This is a genomic window from Pseudobutyrivibrio sp. 49 (assembly GCF_900100545.1).
Taxonomy (GTDB): domain Bacteria; phylum Bacillota; class Clostridia; order Lachnospirales; family Lachnospiraceae; genus Pseudobutyrivibrio.
Genome location: NZ_FNDP01000005.1, coordinates 25,104 through 46,924 on the forward strand (window position 1 = coordinate 25,104; position 21,821 = coordinate 46,924).

General features: G+C 38.6%; 20 protein-coding genes. 2 read left to right on the forward strand and 18 right to left on the reverse strand.

Features of this window, described 5'->3' with window-relative positions; all coding sequences use genetic code 11:
- Positions 1 to 8 precede the first annotated feature (8 nt).
- From BLP54_RS06235 to BLP54_RS06280, 10 genes are all read right to left on the reverse strand, one after another.
- Positions 9 to 842 carry a carbohydrate ABC transporter permease gene (locus BLP54_RS06235; protein ID WP_028247639.1) on the reverse strand — a complete coding sequence of 278 codons (834 nt, stop codon included), beginning with the start codon at positions 840 to 842 and terminating at the stop codon, positions 9 to 11.
- 1 nt (position 843) lies between these two features.
- A complete protein-coding gene (locus BLP54_RS06240; protein WP_330386133.1) occupies positions 844 to 1,758 on the reverse strand; it encodes a carbohydrate ABC transporter permease in 915 nt (304 codons plus the stop codon).
- A 66-nt stretch (positions 1,759 to 1,824) separates the two neighbouring features.
- A complete protein-coding gene (locus tag BLP54_RS06245) occupies positions 1,825 to 3,102 on the reverse strand; it encodes an extracellular solute-binding protein (RefSeq protein WP_242870644.1) in 1,278 nt (425 codons plus the stop codon).
- A 132-nt stretch (positions 3,103 to 3,234) separates the two neighbouring features.
- Positions 3,235 to 4,437: a sugar ABC transporter substrate-binding protein gene (locus BLP54_RS06250; protein WP_090167857.1), complete on the reverse strand. Its 1,203-nt coding sequence runs from the start codon at positions 4,435 to 4,437 to the stop codon at positions 3,235 to 3,237.
- Positions 4,434 to 5,918: a response regulator transcription factor gene (locus BLP54_RS06255; protein WP_028247636.1), complete on the reverse strand. Its 1,485-nt coding sequence runs from the start codon at positions 5,916 to 5,918 to the stop codon at positions 4,434 to 4,436. The genes BLP54_RS06250 and BLP54_RS06255 overlap by 4 nt, the downstream gene beginning before the upstream one ends.
- A gap of 2 nt (positions 5,919 to 5,920) precedes the next feature.
- Positions 5,921 to 7,591: a sensor histidine kinase gene (locus BLP54_RS06260; RefSeq protein ID WP_176754487.1), complete on the reverse strand. Its 1,671-nt coding sequence runs from the start codon at positions 7,589 to 7,591 to the stop codon at positions 5,921 to 5,923.
- A 264-nt stretch (positions 7,592 to 7,855) separates the two neighbouring features.
- Complete coding sequence (locus BLP54_RS06265; protein ID WP_090167859.1) at positions 7,856 to 8,542, reverse strand: 5'-methylthioadenosine/adenosylhomocysteine nucleosidase; 687 nt, start codon at positions 8,540 to 8,542, stop codon at positions 7,856 to 7,858.
- 46 nt (positions 8,543 to 8,588) lie between these two features.
- Positions 8,589 to 9,050 carry an S-ribosylhomocysteine lyase gene (locus tag BLP54_RS06270; RefSeq protein WP_028247633.1) on the reverse strand — a complete coding sequence of 154 codons (462 nt, stop codon included), beginning with the start codon at positions 9,048 to 9,050 and terminating at the stop codon, positions 8,589 to 8,591.
- 13 nt (positions 9,051 to 9,063) lie between these two features.
- Positions 9,064 to 9,615, reverse strand: a complete 552-nt coding sequence (locus BLP54_RS06275) for a DJ-1 family glyoxalase III (RefSeq protein ID WP_090167860.1) — start codon at positions 9,613 to 9,615, stop codon at positions 9,064 to 9,066.
- 53 nt (positions 9,616 to 9,668) lie between these two features.
- Positions 9,669 to 10,499, reverse strand: a complete 831-nt coding sequence (locus BLP54_RS06280; RefSeq protein ID WP_090167863.1) for a MerR family transcriptional regulator — start codon at positions 10,497 to 10,499, stop codon at positions 9,669 to 9,671.
- 146 nt (positions 10,500 to 10,645) lie between these two features.
- On the opposite strand from BLP54_RS06280, the gene BLP54_RS06285 reads away from it, so the two are divergent.
- Positions 10,646 to 12,343 carry a carboxylesterase family protein gene (locus tag BLP54_RS06285; protein ID WP_090167867.1) on the forward strand — a complete coding sequence of 566 codons (1,698 nt, stop codon included), beginning with the start codon at positions 10,646 to 10,648 and terminating at the stop codon, positions 12,341 to 12,343.
- Positions 12,344 to 12,384: 41 nt separating this feature from the next.
- Here BLP54_RS06285 and BLP54_RS06290 read toward each other — a convergent pair whose 3' ends face one another.
- From BLP54_RS06290 to BLP54_RS06325, 8 genes are all read right to left on the reverse strand, one after another.
- On the reverse strand, positions 12,385 to 13,710 hold the full coding sequence (locus BLP54_RS06290; protein ID WP_090167868.1) for an MFS transporter: 1,326 nt from the start codon (positions 13,708 to 13,710) through the stop codon (positions 12,385 to 12,387).
- 182 nt (positions 13,711 to 13,892) lie between these two features.
- On the reverse strand, positions 13,893 to 15,353 hold the full coding sequence (locus BLP54_RS06295; RefSeq protein WP_090167870.1) for a carbon starvation CstA family protein: 1,461 nt from the start codon (positions 15,351 to 15,353) through the stop codon (positions 13,893 to 13,895).
- 163 nt (positions 15,354 to 15,516) lie between these two features.
- Complete coding sequence (locus tag BLP54_RS06300; protein WP_090167871.1) at positions 15,517 to 16,770, reverse strand: methyl-accepting chemotaxis protein; 1,254 nt, start codon at positions 16,768 to 16,770, stop codon at positions 15,517 to 15,519.
- 18 nt (positions 16,771 to 16,788) lie between these two features.
- Complete coding sequence (locus tag BLP54_RS06305; RefSeq protein WP_090167873.1) at positions 16,789 to 17,568, reverse strand: SAM domain-containing protein; 780 nt, start codon at positions 17,566 to 17,568, stop codon at positions 16,789 to 16,791.
- 190 nt (positions 17,569 to 17,758) lie between these two features.
- Positions 17,759 to 18,121, reverse strand: coding sequence for a hypothetical protein (locus BLP54_RS06310; protein WP_090167874.1), 363 nt, complete (start codon positions 18,119 to 18,121; stop codon positions 17,759 to 17,761).
- A gap of 130 nt (positions 18,122 to 18,251) precedes the next feature.
- Positions 18,252 to 19,175, reverse strand: coding sequence for a SufB/SufD family protein (locus BLP54_RS06315; RefSeq protein ID WP_090167876.1), 924 nt, complete (start codon positions 19,173 to 19,175; stop codon positions 18,252 to 18,254).
- Positions 19,175 to 19,915: an ABC transporter ATP-binding protein gene (locus BLP54_RS06320; protein ID WP_090167878.1), complete on the reverse strand. Its 741-nt coding sequence runs from the start codon at positions 19,913 to 19,915 to the stop codon at positions 19,175 to 19,177. The genes BLP54_RS06315 and BLP54_RS06320 overlap by 1 nt, the downstream gene beginning before the upstream one ends.
- A gap of 180 nt (positions 19,916 to 20,095) precedes the next feature.
- Positions 20,096 to 20,854, reverse strand: coding sequence for an SGNH/GDSL hydrolase family protein (locus BLP54_RS06325; RefSeq protein WP_090167880.1), 759 nt, complete (start codon positions 20,852 to 20,854; stop codon positions 20,096 to 20,098).
- Positions 20,855 to 21,041: 187 nt separating this feature from the next.
- Between BLP54_RS06325 and BLP54_RS06330 the strand changes: the two genes are divergently transcribed.
- The gene (locus tag BLP54_RS06330) at positions 21,042 to 21,818 is read left to right on the forward strand and encodes a histidinol-phosphatase (protein WP_090167882.1); all 777 of its coding nucleotides are present in this window, start codon (positions 21,042 to 21,044) and stop codon (positions 21,816 to 21,818) included.
- Positions 21,819 to 21,821 lie beyond the last annotated feature (3 nt).

A 21,821-nucleotide genomic window follows, 5' to 3' on the forward strand; every position in this document is an offset into this window, starting at 1 on the left:
TATTCCCCCTATGCCTTTACTGCTCCGTTTGTAAGTCCACTAACAATGTATTTCTGCATAAATATGAATATCAACACAATTGGGAAGATTGCTACAAGTCCAAATGCCATAGTCGCATTCCAAAGTGTCTGATATTGCTGAACATAATTATAAATATTTGATGTGATTGGTCTCATATTTGGATCTGTCATAAATGTGATTCCATAAATCAAATCGCCCCATGCATAAACAAATGAGAACACCGCTGCTACAATCACACCTGGCTTTGCAATCGGCAACATTATTTTAAAAAATGATGTTACCGGATTGCAGCCATCTATTGCCGCTGCCTCGTCTAGCTCCTTTGGTATAGAAAGGAAATAAGTACGAAGAATGATGATTGAGAAGGGAATTCCCAAAGTCGCATCTGCAAGGATTGGCGCTAAGTAATTATTTAATAATCCCACTTTTGAAAACATAATGTAAAGTGGTGTCAAAATAAGTGTAGATGGCAACATTTGCATCATTAAAAAAAACAGTATCAGCAGCTTTTTGGCATTAAATCTGAATCTTGCAAGACCGTATGCTGCTGGAATAGATAATACTGTTGATATTACCATTGAAGAAAACGCTATAAGAAAGCTATTCTTAAAGCCCTTCATTGTTGCTGATGATTCAGAAAACTGGCTTTGGAAAGCTTCTAGTGTAAGGTTTTTAGGCCACAGTGGAGTAGGAACCTGGAAGATTTCCACCTGCGTTTTAAGTGCTGTAACAATCATCCAATATAGAGGAAACATAAGAATAACGAATATCACCACTCCAATGATAAAGCTTATGGTGTTTTCTTTTCTTTCTCTTTTCATCCTACATCACCTCCTCTTCTGCATTTATTAGCTTGATGTAGAACATTCCTACTACAAATAGAATTAAAAATAGAATGTTTGCAGAAGCTGCGCCTTTACTAAATTCAAACTGTTCAAATGACAGCTTGTAAGCGTATGTTGAAGCCAATTCTGTTGCATTGATTGGTCCACCCTTAGTCATAACCCAAACTAAGTCAAATACTTTAAAGGTATATACGAAGCCAAGTGTTAAAACAGACATGATTGCTGGTTTAATCACTGGAATTGTTATCTTAAACAAAGTCTGAAGCTTATTGGCCCCATCGATTTTTGCACTTTCATAAATATCTGCTGGTACAGTTGTTAGACCTGTTAGCAGTAACATCATATTAAAAGGAATTCCAATCCAAATATTCGCAACTACAATAGCCACCATAGCAGTTGGACCATTCAATAGCCAATCAACAGGTGTTTTAATAATATGCAATTGCATTAATAGCTGGTTTGCTATACCACCTGAGCTTGCAAAAATAAACTTAAATAAAAGACCTGCTACAGTAACTGGAAGCAACCAGGATATCATTGTTGCACCTCTGAAAAATGCTGATGCTGGAAACTTCTTACTAAATAATAATGCAAGTATAAATCCAATAATAAACTGGAAAAAGATTGAAGCTACAGTAAATATTAAAGTATTCAAAATAGCACGGCTCATTACAGAATTAGCGTCTGTAAATAACTCTACATAATTTGAAAGACCAATTAATTCCTGTGCCTCTGGTCTTGAAAAATTAAAGACATTAACATTCTTTAAACTAAGAATGATATTTGAAATTGTGGGATATCCAACAAAGATAAGCATATAGATTACTGCTGGAAGAGAAAACAAAAATCCCATTTTCCCTGGTCCATTCAACTTCTTTTTTCTAGAAATCATAACATCCCTCCAAAATAACTATTTCTAAAAATGGCGGGGAATTACTTCCCCGCCAAATGATAATTCTTACTTAACGGCATCAACTGCTGCCTGTGTATCCTTTGCAGCCTGATCTGGCGACTTAGCAAGTGTAAGTACTTCCTGGAAACCAGTCTGAATTGCATTTGAGTATGAAGGCCAAATTGGTGAAGGTCCTCTTGGGATAGAAGTTTCAAGCTGTGTAATGAACTCTGCCTGAATAGGATCATCTGTCCAATAGCTATCCTTAGCTGCCTCTGTCTTAGGTGGGAATGAACCATACTGCTTCATTGCATCTACCATAACATCTGTCTGATTGTAGTACTCAAGGAATGCCTTGGCGCCTTCCATGTTGTCTTTCTTAACAGCGCCCATGTTTTCACCACCAAGAATAGATGTAGCCTGGCCGCTTGAAGCATCCTTCTTAGGAAGAACAGTTACACCATAGTTCATATCAGGAGCATCTGCTTCGATACCAGGAATCTGCCATGGACCATTTTGCATCATGGCAATGTTTCCTGCTTTCCAGTTATTACATACATCTGTCTGAGCCCAGTTTACACACTCTTTAGACCAAGAGCCGTCGTTAATCATATCCTGCATAAGCTGATATGCATCCTTACCAGCTTCGATATCTGTGTAAGAACCTCCTGCTGTGTATAACCACTGTAGGCACTGGAATGTACCTTCATCTGTTCCGATTGCTGCATTACCAAAGCCTGTTACGCCATAATCTGTGAGCTTCTTAGCCATCTCATGGAATTCGTCCCATGTAGTGTTCTCATCTGGATAAGGAACTCCTGCATCATCAAGAATATCCTTATTGTAGAAAAGAGCTGTACAGTTTGTTGCAAAAGGAAGACCATAATGCTTGCCATCCATCATTGTAGAATTCATTGGACCTTCAAGGTATTCTGACCAATCTATGTTGGCATCTGAAATATCACCGAACAAATCCATAGCAATGAATGATGACATATCGCAACCATCAAGAATAACTACGTCTGGAAGCTCACCAGATGCAATACCAAGCGTTAACTGCTTCTCATAATCAGCAAATGGTACATAAGTATGACTTGCTACATATTCATCCTGTGATGAGTTAAATCCATTAATCAGGGATTCCATCATTTTCTTCTGAGCATCTGTCTCAAAGTAATCCCAAATAACTACCTCTTGCTTGTCTCCTGCCTGTGCTGTCTGTGTTCCTTCCCCTGAATTAGAAGCATCTGGTGTTGTTCCACTTCCTGAGCTACCGCAGCCTACCATAAGTGACGCTGCCATTGCCCCTGCTAATGCCATTGATACGGCTTTCTTAAATCTCATAAAAAACCTCCCTTCGAGTACTTACCCCCGAGATACTTTGTATCTCCTTTGTTTATATAAGTATTCTAAGAGAGGTTTTGATTTTAAAAAATTCTAATAAATTAAAAAAGGTGGAAAAAATTCATCCTAATTTTAGTTCAAGGTTTTGCCTGCTGCTTCATCTGGTGTTAATTCTCCTGTCACTACATCTGCAAAGCTCTTAGGTAATTGCTTCGATATTCTAGAATATCCATCTATTCCTGTGCGAGGAATTGCATAATTCATTTGCTGACTAATAATTTCCAGCTTAGGATTATCCACTATTATTTTATTTGCTGATTTTATTCTGGATGGGAGTAGATTTGCATCGCTGCAGAATCTTTCCGTTCCGCCCTGTTCCATGCAATATTTTATAAACTCAATGGAGCCTTCTACATTTTTACCTTTGATTATTCCTAAGTTTTCTCCACCTAGTATTACTGCATTTCTTTTATTCATAGGCATAGGTGAAAGGCCATAGCTAATTCCTGCTTCATCTAGCATAGGAAAAACCCATGGTCCGTTTTCCATCATAGCTATATCCCCTTCTATAAATCTTCTTGCAATATCTGTTTGGCTGTAGTTAAGACAATCCGCCGGCATACAGCCATCTTTTATAAGTCCTGCTAAATAATCATAGGATTCACTGATTGCTTCCCTGGTAAGCTGTGTATCAGAATCAGAGGCAGCCATCACCCATGACAATAACTGAAATGAGCCTTGCTCAGAATCCATGGCACTCATCAAGAATCCGTAGGAGCCATCTTTTGATAATAGCTTTGCTGTTTCACTAAGCTCATCCCAGGTTTTAGGTGATGTAACACCTGCCGCCTTTAACAAATCACTTCGATATATCAAACAAACATTGTTGCTGTTAAACGGAACTCCGTAGTATTTATCATTGTATTTGATAGTATCTACAGATGCCTCATAATAATCTGTATCTAGATTAAGGGTACTGGCATACTCAGATATATCTTCAAACATATCCAGCTGAATGAATTTTTTCATATCAGGATTATCAATAATTACCACATCTGGAAGCTCTTGTTCTGTATATGCCCTGGAGATTTTCTTGTCAAATTCTGTCATTGGAACATACTCCCATGACACCTGATATTTGTCCTGGCTTTTGTTAAAGCTGGCTGTTAACTTATCCAGCCCATTAGCCTGTGCTTCTGTTTCATAGTAAGACCATATCAACAATTGTTCTTTTTCATCAGGTGTGTTTTCCACATCAGAAGTACTTCTTCCACAGGCTGTATTTGTAATTGCCATGCACATAGCCAGTGTTATTAGTTTCAGACCTTTTTTCATCTTTCTCTAAACTCCTTAGGTGATACTCCCTCTATATCCTTAAATACTCTATTAAAGTATTTGGTATCTGTAAAACCTACCTGTTCTGCAATCTCGTATATCTTCAGATTGCTGCCTGTAAGCAGGCGCTTAGCATGACTTACTCTAAACTCATTAACAAATGAAGAGAAATTCTTATTCATTTCTCTATGGAAAAGAGTGCTTAGATATTCTGGGGTTATAGACAAATAATTTGCTACTTCCTCCTGGGAAATCTTGTTAGCATAGTTTTCTCTGATGTAGGCTATTGCCTTTAGTATAGTATAATTGTGAATATCATCACGGGTAGCTTCACCAGCAAACACTACTGCTGCCGACTCGTCCAAGCATTCCTTTATTTCAGATAACAGCTTTGCCCTTGATATCTTTTCTACTGTATCTAACTCCCTAATCTGTCTGCCTTTATCAGGCCATATTTTAATGGCAAGCTGCAAAATAAACCCTGCAAGGCTTTGATATGCACTTCTTACAGAATATGGATCGTAGGCTTTTCCTATGAATCCTTTGGCAAAGCCATCACTCCATTTTTGCCAGCCTTCCTCATCATTATTCACAAGTATTTTTTCTATTTCTTTTTCAGTATCTTTACTATATTTATAATCCGTATATACGATATTATTACCGTCTTCTACAATTCTAGTTCCTGCCATTTCTCCATCCAAAAATTTCTTATCAGATTGAAGAGCAATATCCTTTAGCTCCTTCAAGCTGGACAAGCTTGCCACATACCACACAGAATCCTTTAGGCAATCAACAACATCTATTCTGCGGTCAAGCATGGCTACTATTTCCTCGTCAGATGAATACTTTCCGGTAGACTTATCATAAAGCATGAACAAATCCTTATTATCTTCAGATACATACAAGCCCTTATATTCCTTAAACTTTTCCATAACGGTAGTCTTGTCTAAGCATCCGCTTGTGCTATATCCTCTTAAAAAGCATAATTCATATCCTTTTGATAATTCAAAAATCCGCTCAGCCTTACCTATGTTTTCATCATTGTTTTCAAGAGCTCCAGAAACTATTGCTCTAATGTAAGATGCTGGGTCTGCATCTATTCTTGTGGCTTCGGCACTAATCTTGGCAGAGATGGATTTTAGCACCCCGTCTACCGCATCCACGGTAATCGGCTTAAGCAAATAATCATCAGCTCCGCAGGTGATAGCACGCTTGGCATAATCAAACTCGGCATAGCCTGTAAGTATTACGCTATGGCATTTTATCTGGCGATTTTTTATTTCTTCTAACATCTGTAGTCCATCCATCTCTGGCATTTTAATATCAGTGAATACCAAATCAGGATGAAGGCTTTCTATGGTTTCCAATCCCTCTCTACCGTTTTTCGCCTTGGCAATTACTTCATGTTCCCCATAGCTAGATAATAATCTAGATAACCCATTTCTTATTTTGATTTCATCTTCGACTATAACTATATTCATACCTACTCACACTCACTTTTAGGAATATACAATGTTATCTCTGTTCCGATTTTCTCCACACTATTAATATTCCAATGAGCCATACCTCCGTAATACATTACTAGCCTTGAAAATGCATTTTTCAGGCCTAACCCCGCTTTATCTATGTTGTCATCATTGATAACTGCATCTCGATTATTCATTTTGTTAACAAGCTCTTCCTCAATTCCATTCCCATTATCTGCAATACTTATTTGAAGGAACCTATTATCTTCTGATATGTCCATATTTATAGAAAGCATTCCACCTTCTTCTATTCCTTCAAATCCATGTAATATAGCATTCTCTACAAATGGTTGGATAAGCAGCTTGTGAATATGAAAATTCTTTATTTCCGGCTGCATGTTAATCTCATATTTAAATGCCCCCTCATATCTAATCTGCTGCAAATCCAAATATCTTTGAAGGAAATCACATTCTGCAATTATAGGCGTCTTTTCCTCCACCTTGCTCACTGAATGCCTTAATATTAGCCCCAGGTTACTAAGTGCTTTACTGATTTCATTTTCCCCATGCTCAATTGCCATCCAATTAATTGTATCCAGTGTGTTATACAAAAAATGTGGATTTATCTGGGCTTCTAATGCCTTTAGTTCCGCATGGCGCTGCCTATCCTTAGCAGATGATATTTGTTGCAATAGCTCCTTTACCCTGGCTGTCATTATGTTGAAGTTAGCTGCGATTGTTCCGAATTCATCCTTACTTTTTACTGATATGCGTTTGTCCAAATCACCTGCCTGAACAGTCTGCATTCCCTTCACTATCGTATTTACGGATTTGTTGAAGGTCCTTGTGGTGTAAAAAATAATCAATCCCACTACCATAATAATAACAGAGCTTATTAACACTGTTATTATTTGAATCCTTCTAACATCCTTTAGCATCTCATCTGTGTCATAAGCATTTACGAATGTCCACCCTGTGGATTCATCCTTGTATTTATTGATTCCTATATTATGGCTACTTTGTAAATATCCACTTTCTCGTACGAAAGCTTCTAAGTTTTCCCCAGTGCTCATTGCTACATAAGCTTCACTAGGATATGAGATTACCTTGCCAGCGTCATCTAAGATGAAGTTAATTCCTGTTTTGCTCTCCTTAGATGAATTACATATTGTATTTAGAACCTCTTCGTCAACAGTCATTATGACAGTTGCTATGCTGCCCTTCTCCAACTGGTCAAAGTTGTACAAGCGTTTTGATATATGAAAATAATATTTTTTTACTCCATTTTCATCAAACTTCATACTAGGAGTAATAACCATCCCTGATTTGCTTTCCGCATCCAGATATGGTGGCGCTATTCTCATATCTTTAAATCGATTCCATATATTATACATAGATGAATCTGTAGCAAAATCGTATGTTACCGACTCCCCATTCTTACACACCAGGCTGATAGAACGCACTCCTTCTACCACACTTGTGTATCTATGGAGCAACTCTCTAATATCGCTTTTAGCCGCCGCCCGTCTTGTAGGGGTACCGTTCATCAGTATCATTACCTGGTCGATAACATTCTCATCCACATATATCTGATACATTAAATTGGTATAGTTTTCTAAGCTGAGATTGGTTCTCTCTGAAATCTGAATTAAATCACTTTGGATGATTTCATCCACCTGAGAGGTCATAGTTTTCCTGACACTAGTAAAATGAAATACCTGTAATAGAATAATAGGTATTATAGATATTAGTAAAAATATAATAATAAGCTTTTTGCCTATTTTAAGATCATTGTATCTTCTAATAATGCTATGCATAACATTCACCCACCCAATACAGTCATCATACAAAAAATAAGCTCATTGCACAACAGGCAATGAGCTTATATACATTTATGGAATTATGTTAAAAATTTATCTAACCGGCGTTTATTATCATATTTTTTATTGTTATTATTTTATTCTTGCAATCACATCTAAAACAATATTTATTGACTGCTCTGCAGCTTTGCCTGCAAATGTGTTGTAATCCATTGCACTGCCGTCTCCATCAGAGATAGAACGAATAAGTGTAAATGGAACATTGTTGATGTAGCATACATGAGCGATGCTAGCGCCCTCCATTTCGCAGGCGATAGCCTGGAAATTCTGGCGGATTCTGTCTCTCTGCTTGTCTGTATCTACAAACATATCACCTGAAGCGATTACACCTGTCTGATAAGGAATTCCTTTATCCTTGAGAACATCGCAAACAATCTGAGTAAGCCTTTTATCTGCTTCAAAGTTTACTACGTTGATTCCTGAGATAAGACCAACTGGATCTCCGAGAGCTGATGTATTCATATCATGCTGCACAGCTGATTCTGCAACAGCTACATCGAGAACTTTAAGGTCTCTTACAAGTGTACCTGCAACACCAATGTTGATGATGTGATCAACACCAAAATGAAGAATCATAATCTCTGTACAAACAGCTGCAAATACCTTTCCGATTCCGCTGACTGCTGCAACTACATCGATACCATTAATCTGGCCCTTGATGAATGTGGCACCGCTGATTGTCTCTAATGTAGGGTTCTTAATAGATGGTTTGAGGTTCTCAATCTCCATCTGCATTGCGCCAATAATACCTAATGTCATAATCTACTCCTTTTCTCGCTGGTTACATTCACCAGCTATTTATAGTTTACTCTGGGTAACTAAACTCCATATTATCCCAAGAATTGAGAACTTCCAGATAACGTGCACACTCTGTCTTGGCTAACGAAATATCCAAGTTCTCATAGTGACCACATTCGATTGCAGACTTTCCGAATACATCTCCATCATGGTTTACAGTCTGCTCAAATACCTTCTTAACAACCTCGAAGGTCTTCTTTGAATCTACGCCCTTTACTACAAGGTAAAATCCTGTCTGGCATCCCATTGGTCCAAAGTAGATTACGTGGTCTGCGATTTCTGAATTACGTATATACGTAGCAATCATATGCTCAACTGAATGCATTGTAGCATTGTCCATGTAGTCGCCTGCATTTGGCTTACGTGTACGTAAATCGTAAGTGATGATATCACCATCATCTACACGTGAGATGTAAAATCCTGGTGTAAGAATGTTGTGATTGATTGTGAAACTCTTTATTCTTTCCATTTCTTTCCTCTTCCTATCCTTTATAAACAATTGCTTTTGCTATTTTATCAGCTGCTGCATCACCCTGGAAGGTTCTAACTATCTCAAGCGCAAATGGGATAGCTGTTCCAAGTCCACGGCTGGTGATGATGTTTCCATCATGACAAACCTCGTCAGTTGAAACATTAGCGCCATCCAAATCGCCTTCCATACCTGGGTAGCAGGTAGCTTTCTTTCCCTTTAAAAGTCCTGCCTTACCAAATACTGTTGGAGCTGCACATATAGCTGCAATGTTCTTTCCTGCGTTATTAAATTTATGAACCTGCTCCATAAGAGGCTGGCAAAGCTCCAGGTTAAGTGTACCTGGCATACCGCCTGGAAGCACAAGCATGTCTGCTGTGCTGAAATCCACCTCTTCAATAAGCTGATCGCAGACAGTTACTATTCCATGACTTCCTGGAACCATTCTGTTACTTGTTATAGAAACGGTGTCTATCTCTATTCCTGCACGTCTAAGTAAATCTACTACTGTAAGGGCTTCAATTTCTTCATGTCCCTCTGCCATAAATAACAATACTTTGCTCATGCGTACCTCCCATTTATTCTCAAAATATATCCACAGTACCTTTATAATACCATTTATTCTATTGGTATTGTAGTCTGCACCTGCAAAAACTCGCCATCTACCTCATGGCTAACACATAGTCGTTTCTGCCATACAACTCCCTTATTTTTCATTCCATTGTCTTTCAGGATTTTGAGTGGCTCAGATAAATCCCATACCTTATCACTCAGCTTCCCTGATTCATCATAGTCTGTTGGAATGGCATGTTCATATACAAAACACTTTACTCCGCCCACAACCATTATTTCATTATTAGGGTTATTGCTGGCTTCTTTGTAAATGATGTTTGAAAAAGGCTGCACAGCGCCCCAAAGGCGCTCGAAATTTCCTTCCTCTAGCCTATCGCAATTACGGTCCTTCAATTTCACATACTGTGTAATATTCATACTGAAATTGTCTTTCCATACAGGATTCTTAACAGATTCTTTATGCTCGAAGGATTTTGGATATACAAAATAGGATACCGGCACTTCTGCAATTCTCCAGCCTCTATTGTTTGCGATGTTTTCGATAGCAAATGATGTATCCTCTATTTGCTCTAGGAATAATTCCATCTGCTCCAGTTCCTGTCTCTTTTCCTCGCAGGCTTTTTTATAGATATTAAGTCTTTCTTCGAGACTGGCATGCTCTTGGATTCCCTTAGCATCCTCTAAGGATACCCCCATCCTGCTTAGCTGCTGGTATTCCATAAAATGGGTCACCTGATAGTCAGCATAGTATCTGTAGGACCTGTCGTCCTTCCAAGCCGGTGATACTAATCCCTTCTTTTCATAAAACTTGAGAAATTCAGGAGAGACTCCCACTTTTTTGGAATAATCTCCGATTGATAAGAATCTTTTTTTCATTTCTTTTCCTCTAAAATGATGATTCACAATTATATCGGCAATTTTACTAAAATTCAATTAGCGTATTTTTAGTTGCATGGTAGTTACTACCACCCCCTATACTCATCTCATAAAAACTTTTTGGGATGAAAAAGGAGAAGAAGAAAATGAAAAAGAGGTTATCAAGAATTATGGCATCATCACTTGCCATTGCAATGGTTAGCAGCTCGAGTCTAACAGTATTGGCTGCTCCAGAAGCAACCATTAGCGTTGAAAAAGACGTAGCTGCTACATCACTTGTAAAACAGACACAATATGGTGCTGTTAAGGGAACCAGTACTGACACATGTAATGTATGGTATTCTATCCCATACGCTGCTGCACCTACAGGTGATTTAAGATGGGCAGCTCCTACTGCTCCTGCAAGCTGGACAACACCATTAGATTGCTCAAAACTTGGAAACAAAGCTATTCAGAGTGGAACTGATTATGCCACAGGCAAGACTGTTGTTTCTGGTTCTGAAGACTGTCTAAACCTTGATGTCTATGCTCCAGCCAATGCAGAAAATCTTCCAGTTATGGTTTATATCCACGGTGGAAACAATCAGACTGGAAGCTCAACAGAGATTGACGGTACTCAAATTACTGTAGATGAAAATTGCATCTATGTTTCTCTTAACTATCGTCTTGGAATTCTTGGATTTAATGCACTTCCAGCTTTCCATACAACAGAAGGCTCTACTGGCAACTATGCTATGTTAGATATCGCAATGGCTCTCGACTGGGTAAAAAATAACATTGCACAGTTCGGCGGAAATCCTAACAACATCACTGTATCTGGATTCTCTGCAGGTGGACGAGACGTAATGGCTATGCTTATCAGCCCACTTTTCGAAGGCAAATTTGATAAGGCTGTAGTTTACTCAGGTGGTATGACAGTCGCTGACAAGGATGAAAGTGCAGAAATCATGGCTAAAGCTGTTGCTCCTTTAGCAGTAGAGGATGGCTTATTTGCTGATATAGAAACAGCTAAAACATGGTTATTATCTAATGACCCAGCTGTAGTTACATACATGAAAGGAATCGGTGCTGACCGTCTCTGCCAGCTTATGTCAAACGCAGGCATCAGAATGAGCGTGTTCCCTCATTTATATGCTGATGATGTTGTCATTCCTTCAGAAGGCTTCAAGACAACTAAGTTCAACAATGTTCCTGTATTAATGCTTACAGGTGAGACAGAATTCAGTTTATTCTCTGCGTATGATGGATATTTCTCAGGCGCTGATATGAAGGCTTTTGATGCAAAAACTCAGGATCTTGCTAAATCATATTCTATTGAGTACGGTTCAGAAATGTACAGAATCTTCAATGCACAGTGCTCTGCTGAAGAAATGTATGGCAAATATAAAAACAACATGTACCTCTGTCAGGTAAGATACGGTAGCAATAACAGTGCAACCAGAATACCATTAATGGGTTCCTTCCATGGAATATTTGTACCTATGCTTACAGATAATCATTCTTACGGAAGCTTTGCTGATTTTAGCACCCCAGGCTACCAGAATATGGCACATGTATTTGATCAGTATCTCAGCAACTTTATTGCTACTGGCAATCCAAATGGCGCTGGCTTAGATAAGTGGAGCAATTGGACAAGCTCTAATCCTGTATCACTAGTCCTTGATGCTGATGCTAATAACGCTATTGTTTCTCTTGAAAATGTATCTTCATCCTACGGAAAGATTATTGGTCAGATGAACTCAGACAATATTGTTTCAGATGATGTAAAGGACCTTATGGGTAAAAACGTTCTTAATGGAAGATGGTTCTCGTCAACCTTAGACAATTATTATAAGAATAAATAATATAATAAGGGGTGGCACATAATGTACCGCCCCTTTATAGTTTATATGGCTTCCTCAATTGAATTAACTTCTACATCAGTTTCAACTGACTCTTCACATGATATAGCTGAAGCTGGTTCATCATCACTAAGAAGATATGCTTTTCTAGACATAAGCGCTGTTACAAGAAATGCTAAGACACCACTGATAATAAAGATAGTCTTAACAGATATTACAGTAACCACGGCACTAACTAAGAATGATGTTACTGGCATAGCTGCAACACTAAACGCTGTCATAATAGCTGCTGCTCTGGCAATATATTTCTTCTCAACTTTTTTCATAAAGATAACACTAATCATTGAGTTAGCAATAGATATTATCATACCAGTAACTATTGATAATACTGATAATATTGCATATGTCACCCACTGATTCACATACAATGGTTGTAATGCCACCATAAGTATATAATATCCACTAATTATAATTCCCATTGCCCAGAATATAGCTACATTACCAATCTTCTTTGATACATATGGAAATACAACTGCACCCAAAAGCATACCTACTGTAAATGTAATTGAGAAAACTGATAATGCCTCTACCCCGCTGTGGAGGATTTCTTCTACCATAGGAGCCTGCAAACCATTAAGTGGGACTAACACTGAATTAAGGAATACTGCATACCATAAGAAGAACACAATAACTGCTTCCTTAGAAACATACTTAACACCTTCTGCAAGATCTGTTACATAATTCTTAACATTAAAGGCTACTTTTTCAGTAATTGTCTCCTTCGTATTTACGAATAATATTATTGCAGCTGAAATTATAAATGTAGCCATATCAATATATAATGCACCTGATATGCCAATAAGCGCTATAATTCCGGCAGCACAACCCAAACCAATAAGCTGAACAATTTGGGATAATGAATCCTTTAATGACATTCCAAATTCATACATTTCTTCTTCAAGAATGTTAGGCGTTATAGCAGTATTTGCAGGTCCTCTAAAAGCTTCTGCAGTTGAGATAGTAATTGTAGAAATAAGTAACATCCATGGCTGCAAAAGACCAAATAAAAATAGTGACGCAACGGCAGCCACAACTACAGCTCGAATCAAATCTGTCACTATCATTATTCTCTTTTTGTTTCTTCCCTCTACCCAGGCTCCAGCAAGTGGAGTCACTACCACTGTAGGAAGATTATTTATACCGAATATCAACGCAGACCATGCTGCTGAACTGGTAAGCTGATAAACGATCCAGGTGCTGGCAATTGCATCAATAGAATCACCAAATCTGTTAATAAGCGCCGCAAACATCATTTTAACGTATTCTTTTTGGGTGAATACGTCCTTGTAGCCAATCTTCTTGTTATCCATTATTCTCCTCCGAATATAGCAGATATTGTCCGCATAGTACCCGAATTGTACCATAATTGTTTAGTGCTTTAAAGTGTTATTCGTAACATAATAATGTTTTTCAGCACAAAAAAGAGGCCATATCGCTATGACCTCTTTCTAACAAACTATTTAGTTCTGTTTATCTACTTCACCTGTCCTTTTTAGGTATGATGGAACAGATGGAAATGCTTAAAGAACTCATGATGTTCAGCAGTTGCATGGAAGAATAATCCTAAGAATACAAGTGCTGCTACAAGTCCGATTGGATAAGCAATTGCCGTTGATAAATGTAAGCACTCTGGTGCGCAGAAGAAATATGTAACTGATACAGCTGACATAAATGTTGCTGGAACAACTGTAATCCAGTAATTCTTTGCATTCTTGTATAAGTACATTGATGCGGTCCAAAGAGCTATCATAGCAAGTGTCTGATTAGACCAGCTGAAGTATCTCCAGATTACACCGTAATTTAACTGGCTGATTAATGCGCCTGCTGCAAGAAGAGGTACGCATATGTATAAACGATTGCGATACTGCTTCTGCTCAATCTTGAACCAGTCTGCAATAACAAGTCTTGCTGAACGGAAAGCTGTATCACCTGAAGTAATAGGGCATGCAATAACACCAAGCATTGCAAGGATGATACCAACGCCACCCATTGTCTTTGTACAGATATCATATACACAAGTTGCCTGACCATTTGCAAGCATCTCTGTTAATCCTACTGTCAATCCGCCAGTTCTAGCATAAACTGCACTACCTGCTGCTGCCCAAATAAGAGCGATAACACCTTCGCATACCATAGCGCCATAGAATACCATGTGGCTTTCCTTCTCTGTCTTACAGCAACGAGCCATAAGTGGAGACTGTGTAGCATGGAAACCTGAAATAGCACCGCAGGCAACTGATACGAACATCATTGGCCAAATAGGTGTAGTTGATGGATGAAGATTTGCAAGCTCGATCTCAGGAATTGAGTATCCGTGAGTAAAGATACCAATTGCAACACCAACAGCCATTACTAAAAGACAAATACCAAATACTGGATAAAGCTTTCCAATAATCTTGTCGATTGGAATAAAGGTTGCTATGAAATAATAAACCAAAATAATAGCAAGCCAGAAATATGTATTAGTAAGAAGGCCGCTGCCTCCGTGATTACCAATCAAAAGTGAAATAAGTCCTGCTGGTCCTACAGCAAATACTGTACCAACCATAACAAGAAGAACTACACTTAAAATTCGCATGATAGTCTTCATAACTTTTCCGAGATAAATACCTGTAAGCTCAGAAACACTTGCGCCGTCATGACGCATACTCATAAATCCTACTGAGAAATCATGAACACCACCTGCAAGAATAGTACCAAGTGTAATCCAAAGGAATACTGAGGTACCCCACTGTGCACCTGCTAATGCGCCATAGATAGGTCCAAGTCCAGCAATATTTAGAAGCTGGATAAGGAACAGCTTCCATTTAGGCATTACTACAAAATCAACACCATCGTTGATTCGTACCGCAGGAGTTTCTCTGTCGTCAGGGCCATAAATACCCTCGACAATTCTGCCATAAACAAAGTAGCCACCGATGAGTACTGCTAAACAAACTAGAAAGCTGATCATAAAAAAATTCACCCCCATTCATTTTAACGTCCAAATTGGACCCTTTTCAGCTTGATTATAGTTCTCGTAAATTCACAGTTCAACAAAGCTGGTTAAAATTTCACAATAAATACATAAAAGAGGCAAGAGCCTTTGCTCTTGCCTCAACTACAGCACTTATTAATCAAACATTAAACTGATTAATAGCAATCTTCAAATCGCTGGCATTACGTTTTGTTTCCTCTGCCAAATCCTGCATTCCCTGAGATAACTCATCAGACTGAGTATTCTTTCCAAGGATGCTGGCAACACCTTCTGTATTTTCTGCAGAAGCATCATTGACTGATTCAATCTGCTTGGCAATCTCGTCAATGGATGCAGTCAGATTATCCATTACATCACCTATATCAGCCACTGCCTGCTTGATGGTTGATATACCCTCGTCGTAATGCTTGCTTTGTTCTGAGAACACCTCAAAACTTGCAATAACATCGTTCTTTATAAATTCAATAAGATTTGAAACCTGATTTCTTACGTTGCTTACAGATTCATTGCTGGCTGCAACTATCTCTGTAATGTTCATGGCGGTTTCCTTGGACTGTTCTGCCAAAGCTCCGATTTCTCCAGCAACTACAGCAAAACCTCTACCTGCCTCACCTGCTCTTGCCGCCTCGATAGACGCATTAAGTGACAACAGATTTGTCTGGGAGGTGATTGACATAATATCCTCTGCAAGTACATTAATCTGTTCAACGGCCTTTAGGCTTTCAAGTGCCTCCTGCATAGATGCCATAGTCTCCTGAAGCATAGACATATTTTTCTGAATCTCTTCATCAATCTTATCATTAATCTCGGCTGCTGATTTTATTAACTCTTCGGAATCCTCCTGTCCCACTTCAACCTTCGTAGATACCTCATCAACCAAAGAAACAATATTCTCTATTTCTGCATGAACTGTTTCAATAGCTTCATTTGTCTCATTAATTTTTACTGCCAAATTATCGGCTATATCTTTATTCTCAGCGGTAATATTAGCTAATACCTTTGACGCATCATCCAAATTACCTGCACTATCATCCATTACATTGCTGTATTCCTTGAACACACTCACGGCGCCTCGCAAGCTGAAAATTACTCGTTTAGTATCAGCTGCAAGCTTTCCTATTTCATCCGCTCTCTTTTCAAATCCAGCAATTTCATTGTTATCACTTAAATCTAACGCTGCAACTTTCGCCAATGCCTCCTGTATCTTTGTAATTGGCTTAATCATATGGCCAATTAATAATACTAGTAACAAACCAATCAAAATAATAATCACTAATCCGTTAATTATCATTTTGTTTGTTGTGGCATATGCCGGACCATAAAACTCATTTGTGTCTGTTCCTACAAACAGCAGCCAGTCATTCGCTGGCAAGTACTCATAATATCCATACATAGGTCGATTAGTACCAACCTAGTTATAACGAACAACTCCTTCTATTGTTTCATCGGTACCAGCCGACACATTTTCCATCACAGACAATACAGCAGGATTTTCTGGTGCTAATGTAATTTCTTCTGGGTTGTTGGAATAATAAACTACAGGATTTCTGATTCCTGTCAAAATGACATCCTGGTTATCTGCAAGATGAATTCCTTGTTCCAGCAAATCATAGAACTCTGTTTTATCTATTTCAACAGAACAATAGCCTGCTGGCTGACCATTATTTTTATATGATGAACGAGCAAAAACAAGGCTAATATCACCTGTAGCTGGAGATACTGCTGTAACGCTATTATAAACTGTTTTTCCTTCAGTATTATAATAGAGTCCCTGAATCATCTTAATCAGCTCAGGGTCATTTTGATAGCCTATCATATCAGGTCGTGTATGGGTCAATACCTTTCCATTGTATTCCACATAGAATAAGCTTTTACTATTTGGAATTGCATTCATAAAATCTTTTGTATAAATCTCAGCAGCTTCCTGTATAGCCGGGTCATCTGGAAATTCCTTCAGTGATGACATCTCCTTTGAGATCATAAACCCATCTAGATATGCATACTGCTTTTGGGTATATGCATCAAGACGTGCTGTAATTTGCTCAACAAATCCTGTCAAGGTTTTTTCTGCATTATCCTGCATCATATTGTACATGCTGTAAGATGCTATGAAATTCTGCATAATTATGCCTATAGATGTAGCAATAATAATATATATAGTTATTCTTACTGACAGTTTCTTGAAACGCATAAAAACCTCCCAACCCAATATAAATCACCCCATTACATCACTCCTAATATACCAAACAAATCCAAATAAATTGTTTATTAAATGTGTATTTTATTTTAAAAAAAACTAAGAAATGAATTTTTCTTGTCATAAATAATTAAGGGCCAATGTGAATCTCACATTAGCCCTCTATATAATCTAAATCTTTTTATTAAGCAAATGCATCAAATCTGTTTCCTGCAAGTCCATAGGAATTGCCGATTCCTGCTTTGCTATAACCTGTGTTTGCGGTTCTAAACTGTGAAGCTATCTCGTTGAAAGCACTGGCAGTTTTTCTTCTCTGCTCCAACATTGCTGTCGGATCAATAAGTCTCTCCTTCTCAACTGGCTCAGTCTTTACAGTCGCATTAGGATACTGGACAGGGATAGCTCCATTTACACCAGCAGTGTTCTGTGTAACCTCCGCAGCAAAGACATCTGAAACCTCAGACTCATTTTCCACTGCATAGCTCATAGGCTGAACACTTGATGTAGACATATATGAATTTACTCCACGAATAGGTGAAATAGCCATATAAAAACCCTCCATAGGTGACTACTACAATAGTATCATCTTTGGAGGGTTGAAAACGAAAATACACAAAGAATAGATAGTAAATTCTTTGTTTTTTCACTAAGAAACAAATTGTATTTTGTTGTCGCTTTTAACGTAAGAATCCCGCTACAATCTGCTCCTCAGCCTCTTCTTCTGTAAGACCAAGAGACATAAGCTTAATAAGCTGATCACCAGCAATCTTACCAATGGCAGCCTCGTGAATAAGAGCTGCATCAACATTCTTAGCATCGAGCTTTGGAATAGCAACAACGTGTGCGTTACCCATGATGATAGCATCACAAGCAGCATGTCCATTACAAGCTGTGTTACCTTCGATTGAAACCTCGAAAATCTGCTCTGAATCATCCTTGGCAACTGAACGTGAAACAACGTCTGCGCTAGAACCTTCACCGTTAAGCACTACCTTGTAATCTGAAGTAGCTGTCTGTGAGCCATGAGTCATAAGTGCTTCGTGAATAAGAAGAGTAGCACCCTCCTTAAGCTCTGCAAGATTAGTACGGACTGTAGAATCAACACCCTTAATCTGTACCATCTCCATCTCTACATAGCTGCCTTCCTCCTGGTAAACCTCTGTAACAGGATTAAGGATACGAGCGCCCTTACCGTCGCCCTCGCCGTAGTGCTTCTCTACGTATTTAACCTTGGCATTCTTTCCTACATGGAATGTATGAATACCATCGTGCTGAGAATCCTGATCTCCGCAGTTGTGAATACCACAACCGGCTACGATAGTAACATCAGCGTCCTCGCCAATGTAGAAATCGTTATATACCATATCCTTAAGTCCGCTCTCTGAAAGAACAACTGGGATATGAACGCTTTCGCCTTTTGTGCCAGCCTTTACAATAATATCAATACCTGGCTTATCTTCCTTTGTAACAATATCGATGTTTGCTGTAGTATTGCGACCAGCGCTTGTTCCATTAGCGCGGATATTGTATGCACCCTGTGGAATACTATCTAAATCTGCAACCTCATGTAAAATGTTCTTTTGAATTGCATCAAGTGTCATTACTGGTCACCTCCTAACTTCTCGCAAGCTGCTCCAACAGCTGATGATGTACCAAGAAGCTCTGGGAGGATTTCTTCCTTTGGTCCCTGCTTCTTAACTTTACCGTTCTCGATAACAACGATTTCATCGGCGATGTTAAGAATACGTTCCTGGTGTGAGATGACAATGATAGTACCATTTACAGTCTTTCTCATGTTCTCGAAAACCTTAATAAGGTTCTGGAAGCTCCAAAGATCGATACCAGCCTCTGGCTCATCGAAGATTGAAAGCTTTGTTCCACGTGCAAGAACTGTAGCGATTTCGATACGCTTAAGCTCTCCACCTGAAAGTGATGCATTAACCTCACGCTCCACATAATCCTTAGCGCAAAGGCCTACCTTTGAAAGGTATTCACATGCTGCTGCAACAGAGATGTGCTCTCCTGCTGCAAGACGAAGTAAATCAATTACTCTGATTCCTTTAAAATGAACTGGTGCCTGGAAAGCAAAGCTGATTCCCATTTTTGCACGCTCAGTAATATTTTTCTCTGAGATATCCACACCATCCAGAATAATCTGGCCTGATGTAAGCTGATTAACGCCCATGATAAGCTTAGCAAGTGTAGACTTACCACCACCGTTTGGGCCCGTGATAACAACGAATTTGCCATCCTCTACAGTAAGGTTGAGACCATCGATGATTTCCTTTGTAGTATCACCCTCATCATCAACCCTGTAGGTAAGGTTTTTGATTTCTAACATTTTAGTACTCCTCTAACTATATAAACTACAACTGGTAATTATCCTGCCAGAGATAATCACCCTACAAATATTAGGTCAATAAATTTATGCCAAACTATAATACCATGAAAGTCCAAATTGTCTAAGCCTTTTTTCAAAATAAAAGGTCTACTGATAAATGTTATCAGTAGACCTTTATCCCTAACAGAGATTCGCCATCTTCTGTTCTAATTTGTCCATTATAATTCCCTGGTTAATGAGGGTATAAATTGTCTTGTAAGTGCTCTTGTTGTAGTGAATACCATCCTTTGAGCTAACATTTCCAAGCATTGTTGAATATGTATCAATGTAGTGAACATTCTCACTAAGTCCAGCCTGCATTCTCGTATTCCAATTCTCAATTAATGAATTGGTAATACCAGGATAGCTCTTAGTCTCAAAGGCCATTGGATTAACAGATACATAATAAACATTTGCACCAAGTGCTGTCCATGCCGCCGCCTTATCGTTTATGTAAGAAACATATTTATCCGTATATGACAGGCTACGAACATCATTTACACCCATGAGAATTACCACATCAGTATTCTCATTAATGCTTGCCTCCACAGAAGGAACACCTACATTCTTCATCCACGCAAGTCCCATTCCAACCTTTGCAGACCAGATATTAGCATTCTTTCCAACAGCGCTTTTCATTCCAACAGTTCTGGAATCTCCAATGATAACAAGCTGGCGAGTAGCCTGCTCTGCTGTTACCTGAGCCAACTGCTCCTGTACCAAAAGCTCTGCCTGCTGCTCCTCTGTAAGAGCCTGAACCGAATCATCCTGAAATGGAATCTCCTGCACTGGAACTTCCACTGGCTGAGTCATCTCCTCAGCATTACTGTTCAAAGAAGGAATCGCGCATAATGTAAATAATAAGCCTACCGCCACGCATCTTAAATATTTTTTACTCATAATTCTCTTTCTACTTAATATTTTGTGACCAAAACTTTCTGCATTATAGTACCTAGTTGTGTCCAAATTATGTCCATAGTTTTTAACATAATTCTCACAATCTGTCAAACTTTTGACGCGTCTGGCTATAAAAAACACATTTTAATATTTTTATTTGTGTTATTATATAGGCTATTGGAGGTACATTATGTTAGCTAATTACCATACACACACAACAAGATGTCATCATGCGATTGGTACTGAAAGAGAGTATATTGAAAAGGCCATTGAAAACGGCTTCAAAATCTTAGGCTTTTCAGATCATACTCCTCAGCCTTATCCACCAGAATATAAATCTGGCATCCGTATGGACATGATTGAGTTGGAAAACTATACAGAAACGCTGGTGAAGCTTCGCGAAGAATATAAAAATGATATTCAGCTCTTTATTGGACTTGAAGTTGAATATACAGATAAATATTTTGAGCCTCTTATGAAGCAGGTACGCCAATATCCTATAGACTACATTATTCAGGGGCAGCACTTTGCACCTACTAATGAAATAGATGGATTTTACGTGGGCGCTGAGACTACAGATGAAGCAGATGTAAAAGCTTATGTGGATTTAACAATAGAAGGAATGCAGACTGGATTGTTCAGCTATCTTGCTCATCCAGATTTGATGAACTACGTTGGTCCTGATATGGTTTACCAGCACCACATGAAAAGAATTGTTAAAGCTTCCATCGACCTTAATATTCCACTTGAAATAAATATGCAGGGATTCTTCTTAAATAGAAATTATCCTAGTGACCGATTCTTCTCCATGGCTTCTGCTATGGGAGCTAAATTTGTAATCGGTTGCGATGCTCATCACCCTGAAGATGTGATGCAGCCATGGCAGATGGAAGACTTCGTAGCCTTCCTTGAGAGAAATAATATTGAATATGGTGATAATGTAGTAGAGCTAAGACCTGTAAAATAGGCC

Excerpts from the sequence above, each read along its gene's own strand:
- BLP54_RS06235 (WP_028247639.1), bottom strand. The coding sequence starts at position 842 with ATGAAAAGAGAAAGAAAAGAAAACACCATAAGCTTTATCATTGGAGTG.
- BLP54_RS06240 (WP_330386133.1), bottom strand. The coding sequence starts at position 1,758 with ATGATTTCTAGAAAAAAGAAGTTGAATGGACCAGGGAAAATGGGATTT.
- BLP54_RS06245 (WP_242870644.1), bottom strand. The coding sequence starts at position 3,102 with ATGAGATTTAAGAAAGCCGTATCAATGGCATTAGCAGGGGCAATGGCA.
- BLP54_RS06250 (WP_090167857.1), bottom strand. The coding sequence starts at position 4,437 with ATGAAAAAAGGTCTGAAACTAATAACACTGGCTATGTGCATGGCAATT.
- BLP54_RS06255 (WP_028247636.1), bottom strand. The coding sequence starts at position 5,918 with ATGAATATAGTTATAGTCGAAGATGAAATCAAAATAAGAAATGGGTTA.
- BLP54_RS06260 (WP_176754487.1), bottom strand. The coding sequence starts at position 7,591 with ATGACCTCTCAGGTGGATGAAATCATCCAAAGTGATTTAATTCAGATT.
- BLP54_RS06265 (WP_090167859.1), bottom strand. The coding sequence starts at position 8,542 with ATGACATTAGGTATTATTGGCGCAATGCAGATGGAGATTGAGAACCTC.
- BLP54_RS06270 (WP_028247633.1), bottom strand. The coding sequence starts at position 9,050 with ATGGAAAGAATAAAGAGTTTCACAATCAATCACAACATTCTTACACCA.
- BLP54_RS06275 (WP_090167860.1), bottom strand. The coding sequence starts at position 9,615 with ATGAGCAAAGTATTGTTATTTATGGCAGAGGGACATGAAGAAATTGAA.
- BLP54_RS06280 (WP_090167863.1), bottom strand. The coding sequence starts at position 10,499 with ATGAAAAAAAGATTCTTATCAATCGGAGATTATTCCAAAAAAGTGGGA.
- BLP54_RS06285 (WP_090167867.1), top strand. The coding sequence starts at position 10,646 with ATGAAAAAGAGGTTATCAAGAATTATGGCATCATCACTTGCCATTGCA.
- BLP54_RS06290 (WP_090167868.1), bottom strand. The coding sequence starts at position 13,710 with ATGGATAACAAGAAGATTGGCTACAAGGACGTATTCACCCAAAAAGAA.
- BLP54_RS06295 (WP_090167870.1), bottom strand. The coding sequence starts at position 15,353 with ATGATCAGCTTTCTAGTTTGTTTAGCAGTACTCATCGGTGGCTACTTT.
- BLP54_RS06300 (WP_090167871.1), bottom strand. The coding sequence starts at position 16,770 with ATGTATGGATATTATGAGTACTTGCCAGCGAATGACTGGCTGCTGTTT.
- BLP54_RS06305 (WP_090167873.1), bottom strand. The coding sequence starts at position 17,568 with ATGCGTTTCAAGAAACTGTCAGTAAGAATAACTATATATATTATTATT.
- BLP54_RS06310 (WP_090167874.1), bottom strand. The coding sequence starts at position 18,121 with ATGGCTATTTCACCTATTCGTGGAGTAAATTCATATATGTCTACATCA.
- BLP54_RS06315 (WP_090167876.1), bottom strand. The coding sequence starts at position 19,175 with ATGACACTTGATGCAATTCAAAAGAACATTTTACATGAGGTTGCAGAT.
- BLP54_RS06320 (WP_090167878.1), bottom strand. The coding sequence starts at position 19,915 with ATGTTAGAAATCAAAAACCTTACCTACAGGGTTGATGATGAGGGTGAT.
- BLP54_RS06325 (WP_090167880.1), bottom strand. The coding sequence starts at position 20,854 with ATGAGTAAAAAATATTTAAGATGCGTGGCGGTAGGCTTATTATTTACA.
- BLP54_RS06330 (WP_090167882.1), top strand. The coding sequence starts at position 21,042 with ATGTTAGCTAATTACCATACACACACAACAAGATGTCATCATGCGATT.